Raw genomic sequence first — 23,186 nt, forward strand, 5'->3', positions numbered from 1 at the left:
CGGCCCACCTGTTCGGCGACGTCGGGGGCGATCAGCGAGGCATCGTTGACGGCAGTGTCGGGGTCGGCGGCCAACGCCGACAGCACACGCACGAACATGTCGGTGAAGGCGGCGATCGTCGTGGCTTCGAAGAGGTCGGTGGCGTAGAGCACCGACCCCGACCATGGTTGTCCCGCAGCGCTGCTCGCCAGGGTCACAGTGAGGTCGACCTGGGCCGGCACCGACGGTGCGGCCAGTGGCGTCACGGTCAGGCCCGCGACCTCGCCGGCTGCCAGTGCACCTCCGGCAGTTGCGTCGCCGGCCATGCCGGCCACCGCTTGATCGAAGCTCAGCATGACCTGCGCGAGGGGCGCGAAAGCTTCGGAGCGCACCGGGTCCAGCGCTTCGACCAGCGTCTCGAACGGGAGCTCGGCGTTGGCGAAGGCGTCGAGGTCGGTGACGCGAACGTCGTCGAGAAGCGCACGGAAGTCCGCGGTCCCGTCGACTCGGGTGCGCAGCACGAGGGTGTTGACGAACATCCCGACGAGGAGGTCGAGATCGCGGCTGCCGCGACCGGCGACCGGTGTGGCGATCGCGACGTCGTCCGTGCCGGCCAGACGGGACAGCAGCACCGCGAGCGCGGCGTGAACCACCATGAACGGTGTCACGCCGGCTGCGGTAGCGAGGTGTGCGATGTCGCGGGTGAGCGTCGCGGGGATCTCGAAGTCTGCCCGCGCACCGCGATGTGAGGCGATCGCCGGACGTGGCCGATCGGTGGGCAGGTCCAGGAACGGGGCCAGGCCCCGCAATTGTGTTGTCCAGTAGTCGAGTTGAGTGCCGAGTACCGAGCCGGGATCGGTGGCGTCGCCGAGCACCCGGTGCTGCCACAGTGCGAAGTCGGCGAATTGCACCGGCAGAACATCGAACTCAGGGCGTCGTCCGTCCGTGCGGGCGTGATAGGCCGCCAGCAGATCGGAGACCAGAGGGGCCATTGATTCCCCGTCGGCCGCGACGTGGTGCAGGATCAGGGCGACGATGTCGGAGGGAGCCTCGGAGGCCTCCCGGAGAACGCGGATTCGCAGCGGGAGCGCCTCGCCGAGGCGGAATCCCGCTGTTGCGGCCGATTCGAGCCCTTCGGAGGTCGTCACCTCGGCCCAGTCGAGCATGGCGTCGATGGACTCCACCGGGTGGATCACCTGGTGCGGTGTGCCGTCGGCGTCGGGGAAGGTGGTGCGCAGGATCTCGTGTCGGGCGACGACGTCACCGATGGCGGCGCGCAGTGCCGGGCGATCGAGTCCGCCCGTGACGCGCAACAGGATCGGGATGTTGTAGGTGGGCGCGTCGGGTTCGAATCGGTTGATGAACCAGATCCGTCGCTGGGCAAAGGACAGCGGGATACGTTCCGGCCGTGGCGTGACCGCGGTGACCGGCGGTAATGCGCGCGCATGTCCACGCGTGCGCGCGAGAAGCTCGCGAACCGTGGGGGCATCGAAGATGTCACGCACCGACACCGACACACCCAACGCATCCGCCGTCCGCGCCGCCAACCGTGTCGCCGACAAGGAATTGCCGCCCAAATCAAAGAAACTCGCGGTCACCCCCACCTCGTCGACACCGAGGATCTCGGCGAACACCGCAGCAACCCGAGCCTCGTCTGCCGTCGCAGGCGCCACCGCCTCACCGACCGACACCTCGGCCTCCGGCAACGGCAACGCCCCACGATCCAACTTGCCGTTCGCCGTCAACGGCAGCCCGGCCACCTCAACCACCAAGTCCGGCACCATGTAACCCGGCACCACCCGAGCCACCGCCGCACGCACCTGCGCGGCCTCGACCACCGAACCCGGCTCACCGACCACATACCCGACGAGCTGCTCACCACGACCCGGCAACTCCACCACCCGCGCCGCCGCCGCACCCACACCCGGCACCGACAACAACGCGGCCTCGATCTCCCCGAACTCGATCCGGTACCCACGCAACTGCACCTGCGCGTCACCACGACCCACATACTCGATGTCACCGGCCACCCGGCGCGCCAGATCACCCGTCCGATACATCCGCGCACCCACCGGACCGAACGGCGACGCCACGAACCGCGTCGAGGTCAACCCCGACCGCCGCAGATACCCCTGCGCCAACTGCCCACCCACCACATACATCTCGCCGACCACGCCGTCGGGCACCGGACGCAACCGCTCATCGAGCACATGAATCCCCAACGACACCAACGGACGACCGATGTATGACGCATCCCCCGCCGACACCACCGCACGATCCAACGGCCGGAAACTCACATGCACCGTCGTCTCGGTGATCCCGTACATATTCACCAACCGCGCATCATCGGCAGGATTGTCATCAAACCACCGACGCACCTGTTCGAAACTCAACGCCTCCCCACCGAACACCACATACCGCAACCCCAACGACAACCCCGGCACCCGCCGACGCGCCTGCGCCACTTGATAAAACGCCGACGGCGTCAGACTCAACACCGTCACACCCTCGACCGCAACCAACCGCACGAACTCCTCAGGAACCCGCGCCACCTCACGGTCCACCACCACCAGACGGCCACCAGAAAGCAACGGCCCCCACAACTCCCACACCGAGAAATCGAACGCATACGAATGGAACATCGTCCACACATCATCAGCCCGGAACTCGAAATCACCCGCAGCCGAATCCATCAACGTCACCACATCACGATGAGTGACCTCCACCCCCTTCGGCCGACCCGTCGACCCCGACGTGTAAATCACATACGCACGCGAATCCGGATGCACCACAACATCATCAACACCACCACCCGCACCCGACGCGGCCAGCGACTCCACCGTCACCACATCCACACCAGCGCCGAGTTCACCCCACAATCCCAACCCCGACGACACCTCATCGGTCACCACCACCCGCGGCGACGCATCCTCCACGATGAACCGCAACCGATCCACCGGATTACTCACGTCCAGCGGCAAATACCCCGCACCCACCCGCAACACACCCACGATCGCCGCCACCAGATCCACCGACCGCGACGGCGCCACCGCCACCAAGTCCCCCGCACCCACACCACGAGCCCGCAACCCCGCCGCCACCGCAGCCGACCGCTCACCCAACTCCCCATACGACAGCGTCACCGACCCCGCCGACACCGCCCCACGACCACCGAACCGCCCCACGGAATCAGCGAACAACTCCACCAACGAACAACCCGCATGCACCGACTCCACCACCGGGGCCACCAACGACCCGCGGTAGGCGTCCTCATCCACCAACGACACCGACGACACCGACGCACCCGGATCCGCCACCAGACCACGCAACACCCTGACGAGAATGTCGGCGAAAACCTGCACCTGTTGCGCGTCGAATGCGGCAGGAAGGTACTTGAGTTTGAGTTCGATCCGATCGCCGATGACGCCGCTGACGAGGTTCAGTGGATACTGGGTGGCGTCGGAGGCGCTCAGGTCCTTGATTCCGATGCCTCCGACAGCGCCTGCGCCGGTGAGTGATTCGGCATTCACCGGGTAGGACTCGTGCACGGTGAGGGTGTCGAACAGCGGCCCCTTGCCGACCAGCGCGGCCAGGTCCGGCAGGCCGATGTGCTGGTGGTCGAGGACTGCGATCTTGCTCGACTGGATCGTGTCGAGAATGTGCGCCATCGACACGTCGGGATCGACGTCGACCACCGCAGGCAGCGTGTTGATGAACAACCCAACCATCATCTCCACACCGTCGAGATCGGCCGGACGACCCGAAACGGTCTCACCGAAGACCACGACCTGCTCGCCGGTGATCCGCGACAACAGTGCGGCCCAGGCGAATTGCATGACCGTGGAGACGGTCACCCCACGCGAGCGGGTCAGTTCGTCGATGGCCGTGCTCAATTCGGCGTCGAGGAGCAGGCTGTGATCGCGGGGGCGCATCTCGGTGGTGGCCTCGAGGCGTGGTGCGAGCAGAGTCGGTTCGACGACGCTGTCGAGAACCGATCGCCAGGCCGCCAGGCCGGCAGCGGTGTCGGCACGGCTGATGTGGCGCAGGTAGTCGGCGTAGTCGGCGGTGTGCTCGGTCGCCGTGGCGGTGTAGGCGCGGCCGGTGGTGTAGATCGCGAAGAGGTCGGCGAGGATCAGCGGCGACGACCAGCCGTCGATGAGGATGTGGTGGCTGGTGACGATGAGGGTGGACTCGGTTCCGTTGCGCACCAGCACATACCGCATCAGGGGCGCGGACTCGAGATCGAAGGGGCGGGTTCGTTCGGCTTGCGCGATACCGTCCACTCCCGCCGCAGCGGCTGCGTCCGGGTCCGTGATGTCGACAACCCGCCACGGCACCTCGACCGTCTCGGGGACGACCGTGACGACCTCGCCGCTTCCCACCCGGACGAAACACGAACGCAGCACGCGATGTTCGTCGAAGACCGCGCGTACCGCGGCGTGGAGACGTTCGGCATCGACGTCTCCGTCGAGGGTGAGCACCGCCTGTGCGATGTAGACGTCGACGGCCCCTTGTTCCCGCCCGGCGGCGGCGAGTTCGGCCTGGAACTGCAGCCCGCGCTGCAACGGAGACAGCGCCCAGATGTCGGCGCGCGGGTAACGTCGGGCCAGCTCGTCGAGGTCGTCCTGCGTCACCGCGGCACCGACGACATCCGACGGCGAAAGGCCCGGATCGCCCTCGGAGGCAACGTGTTCGACGATCGCGGCGAGTTCGTTCTCCCAGCGCCGTGCGAGGTCGTCGACGTCGTCATGGCTCAGTGCGCCTGCCGGGAAGCCGAACCCGGCCTGCAGTCGGCGGCCTTCCGGGCCGACGACGGTCCCTGCGGTGATGGTGATCAGGGCGGTGGCCACCATCGCACCGGTGACCGTGCCGGGAAGTCGTGGCGCATCCGGGTCCGGGAGCAGGGTCCCGACGAGGCCGTCGGCGGAATCCCCCGCCACGTTGCCGAGGTAATTGAATGCGATGGACGGCAGCGGCGCCTGCGCGAGTGCGCCACCACGATCCGCGCGGAGCAGACCGAAACCGATGCCGCTGTCGGGCCGGCCGACGCGTTCTTCCTTGGCGCTCTTCACGGTTCGAGCGGCGTCACCGTCGGGATCGATGGCGATGGGGGCGACGCTGGTGAACCATCCGACGGTGCGCGACAGGTCGGCGGTGCGCGGGGCCGCGCCGCGCAGCAGCACCTCCTCGTAGCGTCCGTGTCCCTCGATGAGCATGGTGACCGGCTGCTCGTCGGCGATACCGCGGTCTCGTTGCCAGGACCGCACCGCGCGGGCGAGCGCGGCGACGAGTGCGTCGTTGGCGTTGCCGCGGAAGGCTGCGGGTACCGAGGTGAGCAACGGTTCGGCGAGGGACGTGTCGATCGTGTGCACGATCTCGGCGGTGGTGGACATGCGATCGCGTCCGCGGTCCATCTCGACGCCGAGATCGGTGGCGCGCGCACGGGCGAGCCAGTAGGTGAGTTCGGACTGCCGAGCACGCTTTTGGCTCTGCACCGCTCCGACGAAGGCCCGTGCCGAGGTCGCCTCCGGCCTCAAGGCGAATGGCTCACCGGCGAGGTATTGGCCCCAGGCGGTCACCAGATCCTCGATGATCGCGCGCCACGAGACGGCGTCGACACCGAGGTGGTGGATGACGATGACCGCGCGACGCAGTTCCCCGGTCCCGGCAAGAACCGCCGATACCAGTTGCCCGAGTGCGGGATCGAGTCGCATGGAGGCCTCGCGGAACGCCGCGGTGATCAGCGCAGCACCATCGGCCTCTCCGCCGTAACCGGTGGACTCGGTGACCGCGCTCTGTCCGTCGAATCGCCCGGCTCCTGCCTCGAGGTGCGGCCGACCGTCGATCTCGGTGAGTGCGGCGGTGAGCATCGGGTGGTTGGCGACCACGGCACCGATGACCTCGCGGAGCGCCGACACGGTGAGTTCGGCCGGGGCGTGGAGCACCATCGACTGCGAGAAGTCGGCGAAATCCTCGGGCGCGTCTGCGTGTTCGAGGACCCACGAGACGACGGGCGGAATCGGCATCGGCCCGACGCCACCGCCGTGGGGCTCCTCGAGCGCTGCGACGGCGTCGCCGCGGCGTGCGACGGCGCGAGCCATCCCACGAATCGTTTTGTGTTCGAAGATGTCCCGCGGCGACAGTTCGAGTCCTGCGGCCCGCGCTGCGGAGGCGAGCTGGATGGACATGATCGAGTCTCCGCCGAGGCCGAAGAACGAGTCCGTCACGCCGACCCGTTCGATGCCGAGCAGTCCGGCGACGATACCGGCCAGCTGCTGCTCGACGGGGTCCTGCGGAGCGACGTAGGCGGCGTCGAGCGTCGGGGTCGGGGCGGGCAGTGCCCTGCGGTCGAGCTTGCCGATCACGGTCAACGGCAGTGCGTCCAGCGTCGTGATGCTGCCGGGCACCATGTACAGCGGAAGTCGCTGCGCGACATGCTCGCCGAGGGTTGCCGTATCGACCGGCGACCGGAGCACGACATAGGCGGCGAGACCGGACACGACCGACTCACCGCTGCCGGCGATGGCTCCGTCCGCGGAGACGCCGACCACGATCGCCGAGTCGACCGCCGGATGTGTCGCGAGGGCGGACTCGATCTCGCCCAGTTCGATGCGCAGGCCACGCAGCTTGATCTGATCGTCGCTGCGACCGCCGTAACCGACGGACAACCCGCCGTCGCCCTCGACCCACCGGACGACGTCACCGGTACGGTACATCCGCTGCCCCGCAGCGCCGTACGGATTGGCGACGAACCGCTCCGCGGTCAAGGCGTGACGGTGCAGGTAGCCTCGCGAGAGACTGGGTCCGGCGACATAGAGCTCACCGAGCACGCCCACCGGAACGGGATGCAGCCGCTCGTCCAGGATGAGCAGTTCGGTCCCCTCGATCGGTGATCCGATGAGCACGGGACCACCCGCGGTCATCGCCGCACTCATCGTGACGGCGACGGTGGTCTCGGTGGGCCCGTACATGTTGTGCAACTCCGCCGACGGCGCCCACCTGTCCCGCAGTGCTTCCGGCATCGCTTCGCCGCCCACGAGAACGGTACCCACCGTGGGCAGTTCGGCCGGGCCGAGCGACGCCAGCACCGTCGGTGTGAGGAAGACATGGGTGAGCTGTTCGCGTGCCACGAACTCCTGTAGCGGTGCACCGGCGACGGCGTCGGCCGGGCGGTACACCAGTGCCGCCCCTGCGGTGACGGCCAGCAGATGTTCCAGTACGGACGCGTCGAAGCTCGGCGACGCGAATCCCAGGATTCGCGAATCGGGTTGTGCGCGCGCGATCCTCGTTTCCGTGTCGGCGAAGTTGCGGATGCCCCGGTGGGTGACGCCCACCCCTTTCGGGCGACCGGTGGAGCCGGAGGTGTAGATGACGTAGGCGAGCGAATCGAGCGTCGGCTCGCCGTGTAGCTCATTGTGGTGCAGCGGTTCCGGCGACAGTCCGGCGATCGTCTCGGCAACCTCCGGTGTGTCGGGGTGAATCCAGGTGGTCGCCGTGGCGATCTCGGTGTTCTCCCACCGCTGCCCCGACGCACGCGGGCACAGGCCCAGTGCGACGCCGGCATCGGCGAGCATGCCGGCGATCCGCTGCTCGGGGTGATCGGGGTCGATCGGTAGGTAACCCGCGCCGGTGCGCGCGACCGCCCAGATCGCGACCGTCAGGTCCACCGACCGCGGAATCGCCAAGGCCACGAGGGCTTCTGGTGCAGCGCCCGCGGCAAGGAGGTGGCGTGCGAGTCGGTTGGCCGCCTCATCCAGCTCGGCGTAGGTCAGGGTGCGCGTCTCGTCGGAGACGGCGACCGAGGCGGGGAACCTGCGGACGGCCTCGTCGAAGATGTCGGCGAGCAGCATCGGTGCGCGGCCACGTGGCCCGGCGACCGGCGTCAGTGCGGCCGCCTGGGCAGGGGCGAGGAGCGGCGCGTCGCCGATCACTGTCTCGGGCTGGGCCACGAGGTGTCCGAGCAGATCCACGAACCGGGACATCATGGTTTCGACGGTGCGCGCGTCGAAGAGGTCGGTCGCGTAGTTCACCCGTCCGGTCCACGCGCCGGTGCGTCCGGCGCGCACACCGACCGTCAGATCGACCTTCGCGGAGGTCTCCTCGATCTCCAGGACGCCGACGGCGAGGTCGTCGAGGTCGGCAACCATCGCCGACGGGTCAACGGGATTCTGCTCCACCGTCAGCAAGACCTGGGTCAGCGGCGCGAAAGCTTCCGAGCGCGTCGGCGATACGGCGTCGACGACGGTCTCGAACGGTGCATCGGCATGGGCGAACGCGTCGAGGTCGGTCTTGCGGACCGCGTCGAGGAAGTCGGCGAAGGTGTCGGCACCGTCGACCGCGGTCCGCAGGACGAGCGTGTTGACGAACATGCCGACGAGTGGGTCGAGAGCCTGGTCTCCCCGGCCCGAGATCGGGGTACCGATCGCGATGTCATCGGTGGCGGCCAGCCGCGACAACAGCACCGCCAGCGCGGCGTGGATGATCATGAACTCGCTGATCCCGCGTGCCGCGGCGAGTGCGCGCACCGATTCCGCGGTGCCGGCGGGGATCTCGAAGCCGACCTCGGCGCCACGCATCGAGGCGACGGCCGGGCGTGGGTGCGTGGTCGGCAGGCTCAGCACATCCGGTAGACCGGTGAGCCGGTCGGTCCAGTACGCCAATTGTGCCGACACCACCGACCCCGGGTCGGCGGCCGAGCCGAGCACCTCCTGCTGCCACAGTGCCACGTCGGCGAATTGCACTGCCAGCTCCGCGAATTGCGGTGTGCGACCACGTGAGCGGGCATGGTAGGCGGTCACCACGTCGGTGACCAACGGGCGCATCGACTCGCCGTCGCCGGCGATGTGGTGCACCACGATGAGCACGATGTGTTCGAGATCCTCGACGTGCCGAATCCGGATTCGGATGGGATGGTGAGCGGTGACGTCGAATCCCGCTGTCGCGGCAGCGAACAGCTCGGACTCGTCGTCGACGACCGCCCAGTCCAGCCGCGAGCCGGTCAGCGATCGGTCGGTCACGACCTGACGCGGCGCGCCCTCGACGGACGGGAAGGTGGTACGCAACACCTCGTGGCGGTCGATCACGTCGACCATGGCCGCGCGCAGCGCCGCCAAGTCGAGTTTGCCGGTGAGGCGCAGCGCGATCGGGATGTTGTAGGCGCCCGAGGAGGTGTCGAACTGGTTGATGAACCAGATCCGTTGCTGCGCGTAGGACAGCGGGATGCGCTCCGGGCGCGGGTGATGCGCCCGCACCGGCGGAAGCCCGACACCACGGCCGGCCACCCGGCGTGCGAGATCGGCGACCGTCGGTGCGTCGAAGAGATCGCGGACGGCGATGTCGACGCCCAGTGCCGCACCCGCTCGGGCGGCGACGCGCATGGCAGCCAACGAATTTCCGCCGATGTCGAAGAACGAATCGGTCACCGACACCTGGTCCACGCCGAGCACCTCGGCGACGACGGCGGCGATGGTCGTCTCGGCGGGCGTCGACGGCGCGACGACCTCGGTGTGCGCCGCGGGCGCCGGATCGGGAAGCGCTCGGCGGTCGATCTTGCCCGCGCTGTTGCGGGGCATGGCATCGAGTACCACCCAGACCGACGGCCGCAGGTGCGCGAGCAGCCGGTCGGCCACTGCATCGGCGATGACCTCGGTGCGAAGCGTGTCGCCGGGGTGACCGACCACGTAGGCGACCAGTGCGTCCCCGGCCGCCGACGATCGGACGTCGGCTGCTGCGGCGACGACGCCGGGAACCGACGACACCACCGACTCGATCTCACCGAGTTCGATCCGTTGCCCGTGCAGTTTGACCTGGAAGTCGGTGCGCCCCAGGTACTCGATGTCGCCGTCGGTGGTCCATCGCGCCAGATCACCGGTGCGATAGAGACGCTGTCCCGGCGCACCCGACAGGTCCGGACCGCAGGGGTCGGCGACGAATCGCTCCGCGGTCAGCGCAGACGCCCGGGCGTAACCACGGGCCATCTGAGGGCCGCCGAGATAGAGCTCGCCGGGCACACCCGGTGGGACCGGACGCAGACGTCGGTCAAGGATTCGGACCAGCACACCCGGGGCGGGCCGGCCGATCGTGACGGTCTCGACCGGCTCGCTGAGCGTCGCGATCGTCGTGTCGACGGTCATCTCGGTGGGCCCGTATTGGTTGATCACCGTCGCGTGCGGTGCCGCGGCGAGCGTGTACTGCGTCAGCGCAGGCGTCAATGCCTCACCGCCGGTGTAGATCCGGCGCACCGTCGACAGCGCGGCGACCGCGTCGGAGACCTCGTCGAGGAATACCGAGAGCATCGACGGGACGAACTGCACCATGGTGATGTCGTACTCGGCGAGGCTGCGGGCCACGGCGGTCGGTTCGCGATGGTCGTCCACACCCGCCACGACGGCGTGTGCGCCGACGATCAACGGCCAGAACAACTCCCACACCGACGCATCGAAGGTGAACGGGGTCTTGACGAGGACGCGCTCGTCCCGCGGTTCGATGCCGGCGGGCGTGAACCACGTGAGCAGCGCGGTGAGGGCCCCGTGGGAGACGGTGACGCCCTTGGGTTGTCCGGTCGAGCCTGAGGTGAACAGAGTGTAGGCAGCGTGATCGGGGCGCAGGGGTGCGAGCCGATCCCGATCGGTCACCGGGCGCCCATCCGCGCGTTCGAGTTCGGTCAGGTCGACGATGGTGACCGGCAGGCGATCAGCCGCGTCGGCGAAGACACCCGAGGCCTCGGACATCGTCAGGGCCGCGGCCACCTGCGCCGTATCGAGCAGATGGGCGACCACCGAGGCCGGAGCCTCCGGGTCCACCGGCACATAGTGACCGCCGGCGACGATCACCGCGTGCACGGCCACGAGCATCTCCGGCGAGCGCGGAATCCCGACGGCAACAGCAACGTCCGGGCCGACACCGAGGCCGATCAACCGCCGCGCGAGGGCGTTGACCAGAGCACCGAATCCGGCGTACGTCCACTGCGTCGAACCCCCCGGACTCGAACCCCCCGGACTCGAACCCTCAGCACGGTTCCCGGCGTCGACGACGGCGATCTGCTCGGCGTGGGCGAGGTGAGCCGCACCGAGCGCTTCGGCAACCGTGGCCGCGCCGGGGCGGACCGAGCCGTCCGACGTCCACCGTTGCAGCGCAGCAGCTTCCGGTGTGGAGAGAATCGTGGCGTCGCCGACCGGTCGCGCCGGGTCCCCGGTGAGCCCGTCGAGCGCACGGACGAACCGCTCGGCGAACACCGCGACGGTCTCGGGATCGTAGAGGTCGGTCGCGTAGACGATCGATCCCTGCCATCCGCTCGACGAGTCGGCGATACCGACGGTCAGATCGACCTTGGACGAGATCTCGGGCGGCTCGGCGGCACTGACCCGCAACCCGCCCGCAACACCGATATCGACGCTCTGCGAAGCCAACTCGGTGATCGCGGACTGATCGAAGGACAACCACACCTGCGCCAGCGGCGCATACGCCTGGGACCGAATGGGGTTCACCCGCTCGACGATCGCCTCGAACGGCAGGTCGGCGTGAGCGAGCGCCTCGAGATCGATCCGTCGGGTCTCGGCCAGGAGGTCGTCGAAGCTCATGTGCGGCTCGACGGTCGTCCGCAAGATCAGTGTGTTGACGAACATGCCGACCATCGGGTCGAGAACCGATTGGCCGCGGCCGGCGATCGGGGTGCCGACGGTGATGTCGTCGGTCGCCGAGAGTTGCGCGAGCACCACCGACAGCGCGGCATGGGCCACCATGAACGGCGTCAGGCCGCGTTCGCGTGCCAGCACACCCACTCGTTCGGACAGTTCGGCGGGCACGTCGAAATCGACTCGGGCGCCGCGCTGCGAGGCGATCGCCGGGCGAGGCCGGTCGGTCGGTAGCTCGATCACATCGGGCGCGCCGTCGAGTTGGGTTGCCCAATACGACAATTGCGCGCCGATCAGGGAATCCGGGTCGTCGGCGGCACCGAGGACCCGCTCCTGCCAGAGCGCGACGTCGGCCATTTGGACCGGCAGCGGCGTGAATTCGGGTGCATGGCCCTGTGAGCGCGCCTCGTACGCCGCGATCAGGTCGGCGACCAGCGGGGCCAACGACTCACCGTCGCAGGCGATGTGGTGCAACACGAGCACCATCGCCCAGGAGGTTGCCGACACCTGGGTCAGCCGGACTCGGACGGGTAGCTCGTCGCGCAGGTCGAATCCGGCGAGAAGCGCTGCGCGCGCTTCGGATTCGTCACCGATGCGCCAGTCAAGTGCGGCTTCGGCCACGGTCATGTCCGCGACCTGCTGGACCGCCGTGCCCTCGGTCTCGGGGTAGGTGGTGCGGAGCACCTCATGCCGGCGCATGACGTCGAGCAGTGCCGCGCGCAGGGCGTCGGTGTCGACATCGCCGTCGAGCCGCAGTACCGCGGGAATGTTGTAGGCAGCCGACGCGGGGTCGAAGCGGTTGATGAACCACATCCGTTGTTGGGCCAGGGACAACGGAATTCGCTCGGGGCGGGGCACGACGGCCTCGATGGCCGGCAGTCCCGGGCGGGTGGCGTCGGCGGTGATCGCGAGTTCGCGGACTGTGGGCGCCTCGAACAGATCCCGCACGCTCAGGTCGACCCCCAGCGTCTCCGCGGCCCGGCCGACGATCCGCGCCGCGAGCAATGAGTTGCCGCCGACGTCGAAGACCGAGGTCGTCACACTGATGTCGTCGAGCCCGAGCACCTCGACGACGATCGCCTTCAGCGCGGTCTCGGTGGCCGTCGCGGGCGCGACGATCTCGGTGTCGGCGGTCAGATTCGGGCGCGGGAGGGCCGCGCGATCGAGTTTCCCGTTGCCGGTCAACGGCAACGAGCTCACCTCGACGACGACATCGGGGACCATGTAGTCCGGGACCGCTCGTCCCGCGACCCGTCGTACCTGCGCGACGTCGAGAGCACTGCCGTCACCGGCGGCGCCGTGCGCGTCCTCGTCCGCGACAACGTATCCGACGAGGATCTCACCGCGCCCGGGGAGGTCGATCACGCGAGCGGCTGCTGCGCTGACCCCCGCTGCCCCCAGCAGGGCTGCTTCGATCTCGCCGTACTCGATGCGGAATCCGCGCAACTGCACCTGATCGTCGCCACGTCCGAGATACTCGATGTCCTCCCCGACTCGACGCGCGAGGTCACCGGTCCGGTACATCCGTGAACCGTCCGCGGCGAACGGGTTGGCGACGAAGCGAGTCGCACTCAGCGAGGGCCGCTTGCGGTATGCCTGTGCGAGTTGTGTTCCGGTGACGTACATTTCACCGACGACGCCCTCGGGCACCGGCCGCAGCCGGCCATCCAGGATGTGGATGTCGAGCGAGGAGAGCGGACGCCCGATGAAGGAGGCGTCGGCGGCGGCGACGGCGTCCCGGTCCAGCGGCCGGTAGCTGACATGCACTGTCGTCTCGGTGATGCCGTACATGTTCACCAGTTGCGCGTGATCGGCGGGGTTGTCGTCGAACCATCGGCGAACCTGCTCGAAACTCAGTGCCTCTCCACCGAAGACGACATAGCGCAGCGACAGGTCCAGCGGCGCGCGGCGACGCTGCGCGACCAGCTGGTAGAACGCCGACGGTGTCTGGTTGAGAACTGTGATCCGCTGCGCAGCCAGCAATTCGAGGAACGCTCCGGGGTCACGGGAGACGTCGCGGTCGACGATCACCAGCCGCGCACCGGTGGTCAGGGGGCCCCAGATCTCCCATACCGAGAAATCGAACGCGTACGAGTGGAACAGCGTCCACGCATCGTTGTGGTCGAAGGAGAAGTCGTCCGCGGCCGCCGCGAGCAGGGCCACCACCTGACGGTGGGACACCACCACGCCCTTGGGTTTTCCGGTGGAACCGGAGGTGTAGATCAGGTATGCGGGCAGGCGGTCGTCGATCGCCGCTGCGGCGTCCGGCGATTCGGCAGGCTCGGCTGTCCCGTCGGCGAACCGACGCTCGATGTCGGCCGGGGAGACCAGTGGCGCTGCGGCCTCCGCCCACTGCGCGGCGAGTTCGTCGTCGACCAGGACCATGAGGGGTTCGGCGTCGCCGATGATGGACAGTGCACGCGCGGGCGGCTGGCCGCGGTCGAGCGGCAGATACGCGGCACCGGTGCGCAGAATCGCCACGAGGGCAACGATCAGGTAGACGTCGCGGGGCAGCGCGACACCGATCAGGCGGCCCGGTCCGGCACCCGCATGCCGCAATGCGTCGGCGAGGTGCGCCGACCGCTCGTCGAGTTCACGGTAGGTCAGGTGGCGATGGGTGTCGCTCACCGCGGTCCGGCCGCCGAAGCGTGCCACCGCCGATCCGAACAGTCCGACAAGCGATCCCAGATCGTGACTGCCGATGACGTCGAGCGCGCGGCTGCGCACCTGCTCGATCGCGCGTCGTGTGGCCTCGGCGAGATCCTGCGGGCTGTGCCCGGGCGACATGAGCGCCCGCGTCACGCCCGCACCCACCGCTGCCTCGGTGTCGAGTCCCTGCGCGGCGAACACCTGCGCCGTCGCCGCGACCTGCGCGTGCAGGTCGGCGAAGGTCACCGGGCCGGCGGGCGCATCGATCGCAATCGAATTCGGTACGGATCCGGCTGCGAAGGCGATCAGATGGAGAGTCGACGGGCGCGGACCCCAGGTCTTGGCTATCGCTGAGGCCCTTGAATCGACTTCTGTCACGTTGGAGTCATTCCCTTGTTCGCCATGTTCGCCACCCCGTTGATCGAGGTCCCGTTGATCGCCGTGCCGTTGGTCGCAGTGCCGTTGGTCGCAGTGCCGTTGGTCGCACTCCTGCCGGCACCTGCCGAATCACCCACGGCGACCAGCGAATTCGATCGCAGATCGCCGAGGACGTCCCCGAGCGCCTGCGGTCCGGAGACGGCGACGTCGGGGATCAGGCTCATGAGCGCGGTCGTCAGCGCCGAGTCGGCATCCGGTAGTGCGCTCGCCATCGTATCGGTGATCGCCGACAGCACCGCGAAGGTCACCTCGGTTCCGTTGTGACTGGCCGCCACCGCATCCGGCGCGGCGTTCGCGGCCGCCGCGACGAGTTCGGGGATCGACAGCGAATGATATCCGTGGCCCGCCGCGTCGAGTGCGGCCTGCGCCTCGGTATCGGTGGCGATGGAGATGTCGTCGACGAGCACCTGCGGGTTCTCGGCGACTTCCTCGAGCACCCGCAGATACCGCTGCGCATGCAGCTCAACCGAACTGCGGTTGTAGAGATCCTTGGCGTAGATCAGTTGACCCTTCATCACATCGGAGTCCTTCGTGCCAGGTGTTGCGTGCGGATCGTCGGGGAACAGTGTCAATTGCAGATCCACCTTGGCCGGCACCAGTTGTTCGGACACCGGGGTGATGGTCAGATCGGCCAGATCCACTGTCGGGAAAGCGAAGTTCTGATAGGCGAACATCACCTGATAAATCGGGTGATGGCTGGTCGCCGGCGCCGCCGCAACCGACGACACGATGGAGTCGAAGGGGATGTCGGCGTTGGCCATGTCCGCCAGGTCATCGTGGCGAACCCGCTGGAGTAGTTCGGCGAACTTCTCCTCCTCGCGGATTTGGGTACGCAAGGCCAATGTGTTGACGAACATCCCGATCACGCCGTCGAGCTCGGCCTGTTCGCGACCTGCGAACGGCGTACCGATGACGATGTCGCGCTGCGCCGTGAGGCGGCTGAGCAGCACCGCGAACGCCGCGTGCATGACCATGAACAGGGTGGCATTGTTCTGGCGGGCAACGGCGTCGAGCCTGCCGACCAACTCGCCGGGAACCTCGAAGACGACCTCGTCACCGGCGAATGTCGGTACACGCGGCCGCACCCGGTCGGTCGGCAACTCGAGCCTCGCCGGCGCACCGGCCAGCCGCCCGGTCCAGTAGTCCAGCTGCCGCGTCGCCTCGGTCCGGCCGTCGGGGCCTTGCGTGTCAAGCCAATCATGGTGCCACACAGCATAATCGGCGTACTGCACGGCGAGCGGTTCCCACGCCGGTGCGACACCGCTCACCCGAGCGGTGTATGCGGCCATGAAATCGGTGGCCAGCGGCATCATCGACGCGCCGTCGGCGGCGATGTGGTGCACCACGAAGACGAGGATGTGGTCGTCGGGAGCGACCGCCAGCAGCGCCAGTCGCAGCGGCGGCCCGGCCGTGACGTCGAACCCGCCACCGGTGACCGTCGCGATCTCGGCATCGACATCACCGCGGACGTCACGCACCGACCGTTCGATGCGCGTCAATGCGGCCTCGGGCTCGAGGACGAGTTGTACCGGCTCACCGTCGAGCATCGGATACATCGTCCGCAACGACTCGTGCCGGCTCACCAGGTCCGCGAAGGCGTGGTCGACGCTCGTCCGGTCGAGCGCTCCGGACAATCGGAGCGCGATCGCCACGTTGTATACCGGCGATGCGGGATCGGCTCGATTGACCAGCCACATGCCGCGCTGGACGGCCGACAGCGGCGCGCTCGTGCCGCGCCGGGCCGGGGCCAGCACCGGCCGGTGGTGTGGCGTGTCCATACCGCGCACATGCTGTGCGGCCTCGCGTACCGACGGCGCGTCGAACACTGCCGCCAGCGGGACCTTGATCCCGAGCTCGGCGGACAATCGCGCGGCAACCTTGGTGGCGCTCAGGGAGTTTCCGCCGAGATCGAAGAACGACTCGGTGACGCTGACCTTCTCGACGCCGAGGACCTCGGCGAAGACCGCCCCGATGATCCGCTCGGTATCGGTGCTCGGGCCGACGAACGGGGCGGTGGCCAGTACCGGTTCGGGCAGCGCACGACGGTCGACCTTGCCCGCCGAGTTGAGCGGCATCTGCTCCATCGGCATCCAGATCGTCGGCACCATGAATTCCGGCAGATGCTCGGCGAGGTGGGCCGCGGCCGTGTCGGGCGCCACGGTGTCGGGCGAATAGTAGGCGACCAGGTTCTGACCGGCGGCCAACTCGATCACCGTCGCCGCAGCGTGCACGACACCCGGGACGTTGACCAGCGAGGCCTCGATCTCGCCGAGCTCGAGGCGCTGTCCCCGGAGCTTCACCTGGAAGTCGTTGCGTCCCAGGTATTCGATGTCGCCCGAGGTGTTCCACCGTGCCAGGTCGCCGGTGCGGTACAGACGGGATCCCGGAGGTCCGAACGGGTCCGCCACAAACCGTTCCGCCGTGAGCCTGCCCTGTGCGGCGTATCCGCGGGCGAGCTGGACGCCACCGAGATACAACTCGCCGGGGACACCCACCGGGAGCGGTCGCAGACGGCGATCGAGGATGAACGTGGTGGTGTTGGCGACGGGTCGCCCGATCGGGATCGCCGTATCGGTGGCCCCGACGTGATACTCGGTGACGTCGACCGCGGCCTCGGTGGGACCGTACAGGTTGTGTAGCCCCAGGCCGGGCAATGCGGACAGCACCGACCGCGCAGTCGGCGCCGCAAGGGCCTCCCCCGAGGTGAACATCAGTCGCAGCGAACTCAATTCGGCCATCCGGGTCGGCCCGGTCACGTCGGCGAACGTCGACATCATCGACGGCACGAAGTGCATCGTGGTGACGCCCTCGGATTCGATCAGCGACGCCAGATACTCCGGGTCACCATGACGTCCGGGTTCGGCGATGACCAGACTGGCACCGACCATGAACGGCCAGAACAGCTCCCACACCGACACGTCGAAGGTGATGGGCGTCTTCTGCAACACCACATCGGACGTGCTCAGCGGGTAATGCCGTTGCATCCATTCGAGCCGATTGACGATCGCCCGATGGGAGACGGTGACGCCCTTGGGTTTTCCGGTCGATCCGGAGGTGAAGATGGTGTAGGCGGCGTGATCGGGCAGTAGCGGTGCGATCAGCTCGTCGGTCGTCACCGGGACGACGGCGTGTTCGATCGGCGCCGAAGCATCCACCGTGTGCACCCAGACGCGGTCGGCGAGGCCGGACACGACGGGCGGGAGCGCACCGGGACCGACGAGCACCGTGCCGACGCCGGCCATCTCGACCATGTACTCGCCGCGGTCGAGCGGGGCGTCGGGATCGATCGGGACGTACTGTCCACCGGCCGTGATCACCGCGTGTAGCGCGACCAACAGCTCGACCGACCTCGGGATGCACACGGCCACAGCCACGTCGGGGCCGACTCCGACACCGATCAGCTCCCTGGCCAGGCTGTTGACACGGTCGGCGAATTCGCGGTACGACACCCGCCGGCCGTCGTGGACGAGCGCCGTGGCGCGCCGCTCGGACGCCGATGCCGCCAGCAGCAGGGGCCGGGTGATCTCCTCGGAGTATCCCCTCGACCAGCCCGCGACGACGTCCAATTCCGAATCCGGGAACCAGAACAAGTCGTCGAGCGGCCGGTCCTGCGCCTCCTCCAGGGTCGCCGCCATGCGGTCCAGGATGTCGTGCAGGTAGTGGCTGAAGCGCTCGATCGTGCTGTGGTCGAAGAGCTCTCGCGAGTAGCAGAAGGACAACGAGATCTGCTCGGAGTGGTCGGCAACCGGACCGAACTCGATCACGTTCAGCGAGAGGTCGTACTTGGCGAACGGCGGGCGGGCGTCGATCAACCCGAGTCCCGACTCCGCATCAAGCCGGCCCACCACCTGATCGTGCTGCATGACCAGCTCCACCTGGAACAACGGCGAGTGCGACCGGGATCGTCGGGCCCCCACCGCATTCACCACCTGCTCGAAGGGCACGTCGCCGTGACCGAGCGCCTGTGCGCGAGTGTGATGAGCCGAGGCGAGGAGATCGGTGAGACCGTCGGCGGGCTGCACCCGGGTGCGCAGCACCACGGTGTTGACGAACATCCCGACGAGATCGGCCAATTCGGGTTCGTCACGACCGGCGATGGCGGTGCCGATGGCGATGTCCTCGCCACCGCTGAGCCGCGACAGCAGCACCGCGAGCGCCGAGTGGAAGACCGCGAACAAGGTGACGCCGTGGTGCGCGGCGAGGGCATGCAGCCGCTCGACGGTTTGCGCGTCGAGCATCGTGTCGACGTAGCCGCCGGCGCCCGTGGGACGCGTGGGCCGCTGGCGGTCGGTCGGCAGCCCGATGAGCTCCGGCATGCCCTGGAGTTCCTTGCGCCAGAAGGCGATCTGACGACCCATCACCGAGTCGGCATCGGCCTCCTCCCCCAGCACCGAACGCTGCCACACGGCGAAGTCGGCGAACTGCACCGGCAACGACGTCCACTCGGGAGCCTGCCTCTGAGCGCGGGCGGCGTACGCGGTCAACAGGTCGGTGATCAAGGGCCCGAGAGACGCACCGTCGGCCGCGATGTGGTGTACGACGACGACCAGCACGTGATCGACGATGCCGCCGGCCGTCTCTCCAGCGGCACTGTCCGCAGAGTCGGACACCGAGAGCAACCGAATTCGCAGCGGCCAGTCCTTGGTGACGTCGAAACCGGTCACCGACAGGTCTGCGATCCGGGCGTCGACGGCTGAAGCGTCGACCGCCTCCACACCGAAAACACCTGCAGCGGTGACGTCGTCGATCTCGCCGATGGACTGGAAGGTCTCGCCGTCGTCATCGGGGAACGTGGTCCGCAGCGGCTCGTGGCGGGACACGAGGTCACCGACGGCGGCGGCGAGGGCGTCCGCGTCGACGTTGCTGCCGAGCCGAACCGCACCCGGGATGTTGTAGGCCCCCGAAGCCGGATCGAGCCGATTGATGAACCAGAGACGTTGCTGGCTCAGCGACAACGGGATACGTACCGGCCGCTCGACCTGCCCGGGGAGCGGAAGGGCAACGGCGTCCTGCGTCGGCACCGCTGCGGCGACGATCTCGGCGAGCGTGCCCGCCTCGAACACGTCCGACAACGACACCGACAGCCGCGCCACGCTCCGCAACCGCGAGACGATGCGAGCTGCGGTCAGCGAATCGGCGCCGAGCGCAAAGATGTTGTCGTGCATGCCGATGGGCGTCACGTCCAGGACGTCACCGATGACCGAGGCGACGGCGATCTCCCGCGCGGTGGACGGTGCGATGAAGGCGACCCGCTCATCACGGGCAAATCGCGGCGTCGGCAGGGCGCGGCGATCAAGCTTTCCGTTGGCGGTGATCGGCAGCTCATCGATCAGCATCACGAGGTCGGGGACCATGTAGGTGGGCACCGCCGCTCGTACCGCATCGCGGATCGAGGTCTCGTCGAGGCCCGCAGCGGGATCGACCACCGCGTACCCGATCAGTTTGGCGCCACCGGCATTTCGGGCGTCGAGGACCACGGCGGCCGCAGCGGTGACGCCGCCGACGGACCGCAGAGCGGTCTCGACCTCGCCGAGTTCCACACGGAACCCACGCAATTGCACCTGCGTGTCGGCCCGGCCCAGATACTGGACGTCGTCACCGACGCGGCGGCCGAGATCACCCGACCGGTACATCCGACGGCCACTGCCGTCGGGGTCGGCGACGAATCGGCTTGCGGTGAGCGCCGCGCGATTGCGGTATCCCAGGGCCAATTGCTCACCGACCACGTAGATTTCACCGATCGCGCCCTCGGGAGTCGGTTGGAGACGGTTGTCGAGGATGCGCACACCCAACGTGGACAACGGTTGTCCGATCAAGCTGCTGCTCTCGCCCCGGACCAACTCGGGATCAAGCGGACGGTATGTCACGTGCACCGTGGTCTCGGTGATCCCGTACATGTTGACCAGAGCGACGTCGTCGCCGAAGGCGTCATACCAGCGCTCGACCTCGTCGAACCGAAGCTCCTCGCCGCCGAACACCATGTACCGCAACGACAACGGAGTCGGTGTGCGTCGACGTGCCTCGGCCAGGACACCGAAAGCCGACGGGGTCAGCGAGACGACCGTGACATTCTCGCGCGCGAGCACCTCCAGGAACTCGGCGGGCGCACGCGCGACCTGGCGATCCACGATCACCGCACGCCCCCCGGTGAGGAGCGGACCGAAGATCTCCCAGACCGAGAAGTCGAACGCATAGGAGTGGAACACCGACCACACATCGTCGGCACCGAACTCGAACTGCTCCTGCGCCGCGTCGAACAGTGCGATCACGTTGTGGTGGGTGATCTCGACACCCTTGGGTCGGCCGGTCGACCCCGAGGTGTAGATGACATAGGCGAGAGTGTCGTCGGGCACCGCGGGCGGTGCCGGCGCGGTCGCACCCTCGGAGATCAGCTGGTCGACCGAGACCACCGGGAACGTTCCGCTCCAGTCCGGTCGCGAGGCGTCGTCGTCGACGATGACACACACCGGAGCCGCGTCACCGACGATGAACGAGAGCCGGTCGACGGGGTTGCTGGTGTCCAGCGGCAGATATGCCGCGCCACCGGTGAGCACACCCATGATGGCCGCGACCAGCGTCGTGTGGCGTGCCGTGGCCACGCCCACCAGGTCGCCGGGCCCGACACCGCGGGCCCGCAGGGCTGCAGCCACCGCGGCCGCTTGCGCCCCGAGTTCGCGATAGGTGACGGTGACGCCGCGCGCGTCGGTGACCGCAGGTCGATCCGGATGGCGTCGCGCAACCTCGCCGAATCGGGAGACGATCGTCGCCGGCTCGCCCGAGCCGTGTGCTGCGGGTTCGGGCAAGGCAGCCAGCATCGCCCGATCGGCGGGCGTCAACATCTCGATGGCGCCGACAGGTCGATCGAGCGACTCCGGCGCCAGGCAGTCCTCGAGGAAGTGCAGGAAGCGAGCGTGGTGGGCGTCGAGTTCGGCCTGGGTATACAGGCCCGGATTGCCGTGGAGATCGACGACCAGCGGCGCGGCGGGCCCCGACTGATACATGTTGATCAGCAGGTCCTCGAGAATTCCCGACGTCAGGATCCGGTAGTCGGACTCGGTGCCGTCGATGGCGACCGGCTCGTCGAAGAAGACCATGTTGATCGCCGGGCCGAATGAGGTCGAACCGGCGTCGAGTCCGGCGTCGCGCCGGATGTCGTCCGACCGGTATCGCTGGTGGCGCAGCGCTCCGGTCAGCTCGAGCTGCGCAGTGGCGATGAGATCGCGGACGGACTTGCCCTGGGGATCGCGCAGCCGGATGGGCACGATGTTGGACACCATGCCGCCCGACCGCTTGATCTTCACGTTGGTGCGCCCGGTGATCGGCAGGCTCATCACGATGTCGTCGTTGGCCGTCACCCGCGACAGGTAGGCGCCGAACGCGGCGGTGAGCAACACGGCAATCGAGCTGTTCAGCTCCGTGGCCAGGGCTTCCAGGCGGCGTTGCGACGCGGGCTCGAGCTCTTGACTCGACACGACATTGGCGAACGAGAGCGGCGCAACCGCCGCCGACCGCGTCGAGAGCGTGACCCGCTCGGGAAGGTCGACGACCCGCTCGAGCCAGTGCGCACGATCGGCGTCGCGTCGACTGCTGTTCTGGTAGCTCTGCTCGTACTCGACGATCTCGGCCATCGTGGCGAGCTGTTTGTCGTCGGGAACCAGACCGCGCCGGAGCGCGTTGTATCGGTCAATGGTCCGCCGCACCCCGGTGAGCGCGGCGTAACCGTCCAGAACGATGTGATGGGCGCGGTTGTAGAAGAACGTTCGTTCGTCGCCGACCTGCAGAATTGCGGCAATGACGAATTGGTCGTTGAGCAGATCGACGGGGCGCTGGTACTCCGCGCGCATCCAGGCCAGTGCCGCACCGGCCGGGTCCGGTTCGGCGCGGAAGTCAAGGATGTCGACCTGCTGATCGAAATCGAGATCGACGAACTGCATCGGCACGCCGTCGACCTCGGCGAGGCGGGTGTAGGGCGACTCCAGGTGCTTGCCGACGTGGATGGAGCACTCGGCGAGCAACTCGATGTCGAGACCGCCCGGGGGATGACGGATGTCGAGGTACTGAGCGATGTTGACCGAGTAGTCCGGTGCCAGCGACTCGGCGAACCACATGCCTCGCTGAGCCGCGGTGAGCGGCAGGTACTGCAGCGGGGTCTCCGCTGCGACCTGCGCTTTCGCGCGATGCTCGGCGATCGCCACCTGTACCGACACCTCTCGTTTTCGAACGTCATCCGATGGGCCGTGGCCCCGACCCGGAATTACACCGACAATTCACATTTCCACGCCACGGACTGAACCTCAAACGAGCACGTGAGGCCATTCCCTGCGTCGCGCGGAAGAGTGAACCGTGGACGCAGTCCATTCTTTCAATCGCTGGCAATTAGGCACGACGTTACGCGATAAATTACGTCGGCTGTTGTACACCGAACGAAATCCGACATGTCGCACTACCGGCGAGTACAGATCTCCGACGATCCGCGGCCCCGAATAC

The 23,186-nt window shown here is 68.0% G+C and carries 2 protein-coding genes (1 of these 2 cut by a window edge); both read right to left on the reverse strand.

The window, feature by feature from the left end:
* Positions 1–14,639, reverse strand: the 5' end (the start) of a protein-coding gene (locus AC5ZH6_RS19330; RefSeq protein ID WP_496167688.1) for a non-ribosomal peptide synthase/polyketide synthase. The gene continues 25,612 nt to the left of window position 1, outside the view; only the first 14,639 of its 40,251 coding nucleotides appear in the window; its start codon is at positions 14,637–14,639; its stop codon lies off the left edge, out of view.
* Positions 14,636–22,906 carry a non-ribosomal peptide synthetase gene (locus AC5ZH6_RS19335; protein ID WP_094600882.1) on the reverse strand — a complete coding sequence of 2,757 codons (8,271 nt, stop codon included), beginning with the start codon at positions 22,904–22,906 and terminating at the stop codon, positions 14,636–14,638. The genes AC5ZH6_RS19330 and AC5ZH6_RS19335 overlap by 4 nt, the downstream gene beginning before the upstream one ends.
* Positions 22,907–23,186 lie beyond the last annotated feature (280 nt).

This window comes from Gordonia sp. YC-XJ4, assembly GCF_059511865.1.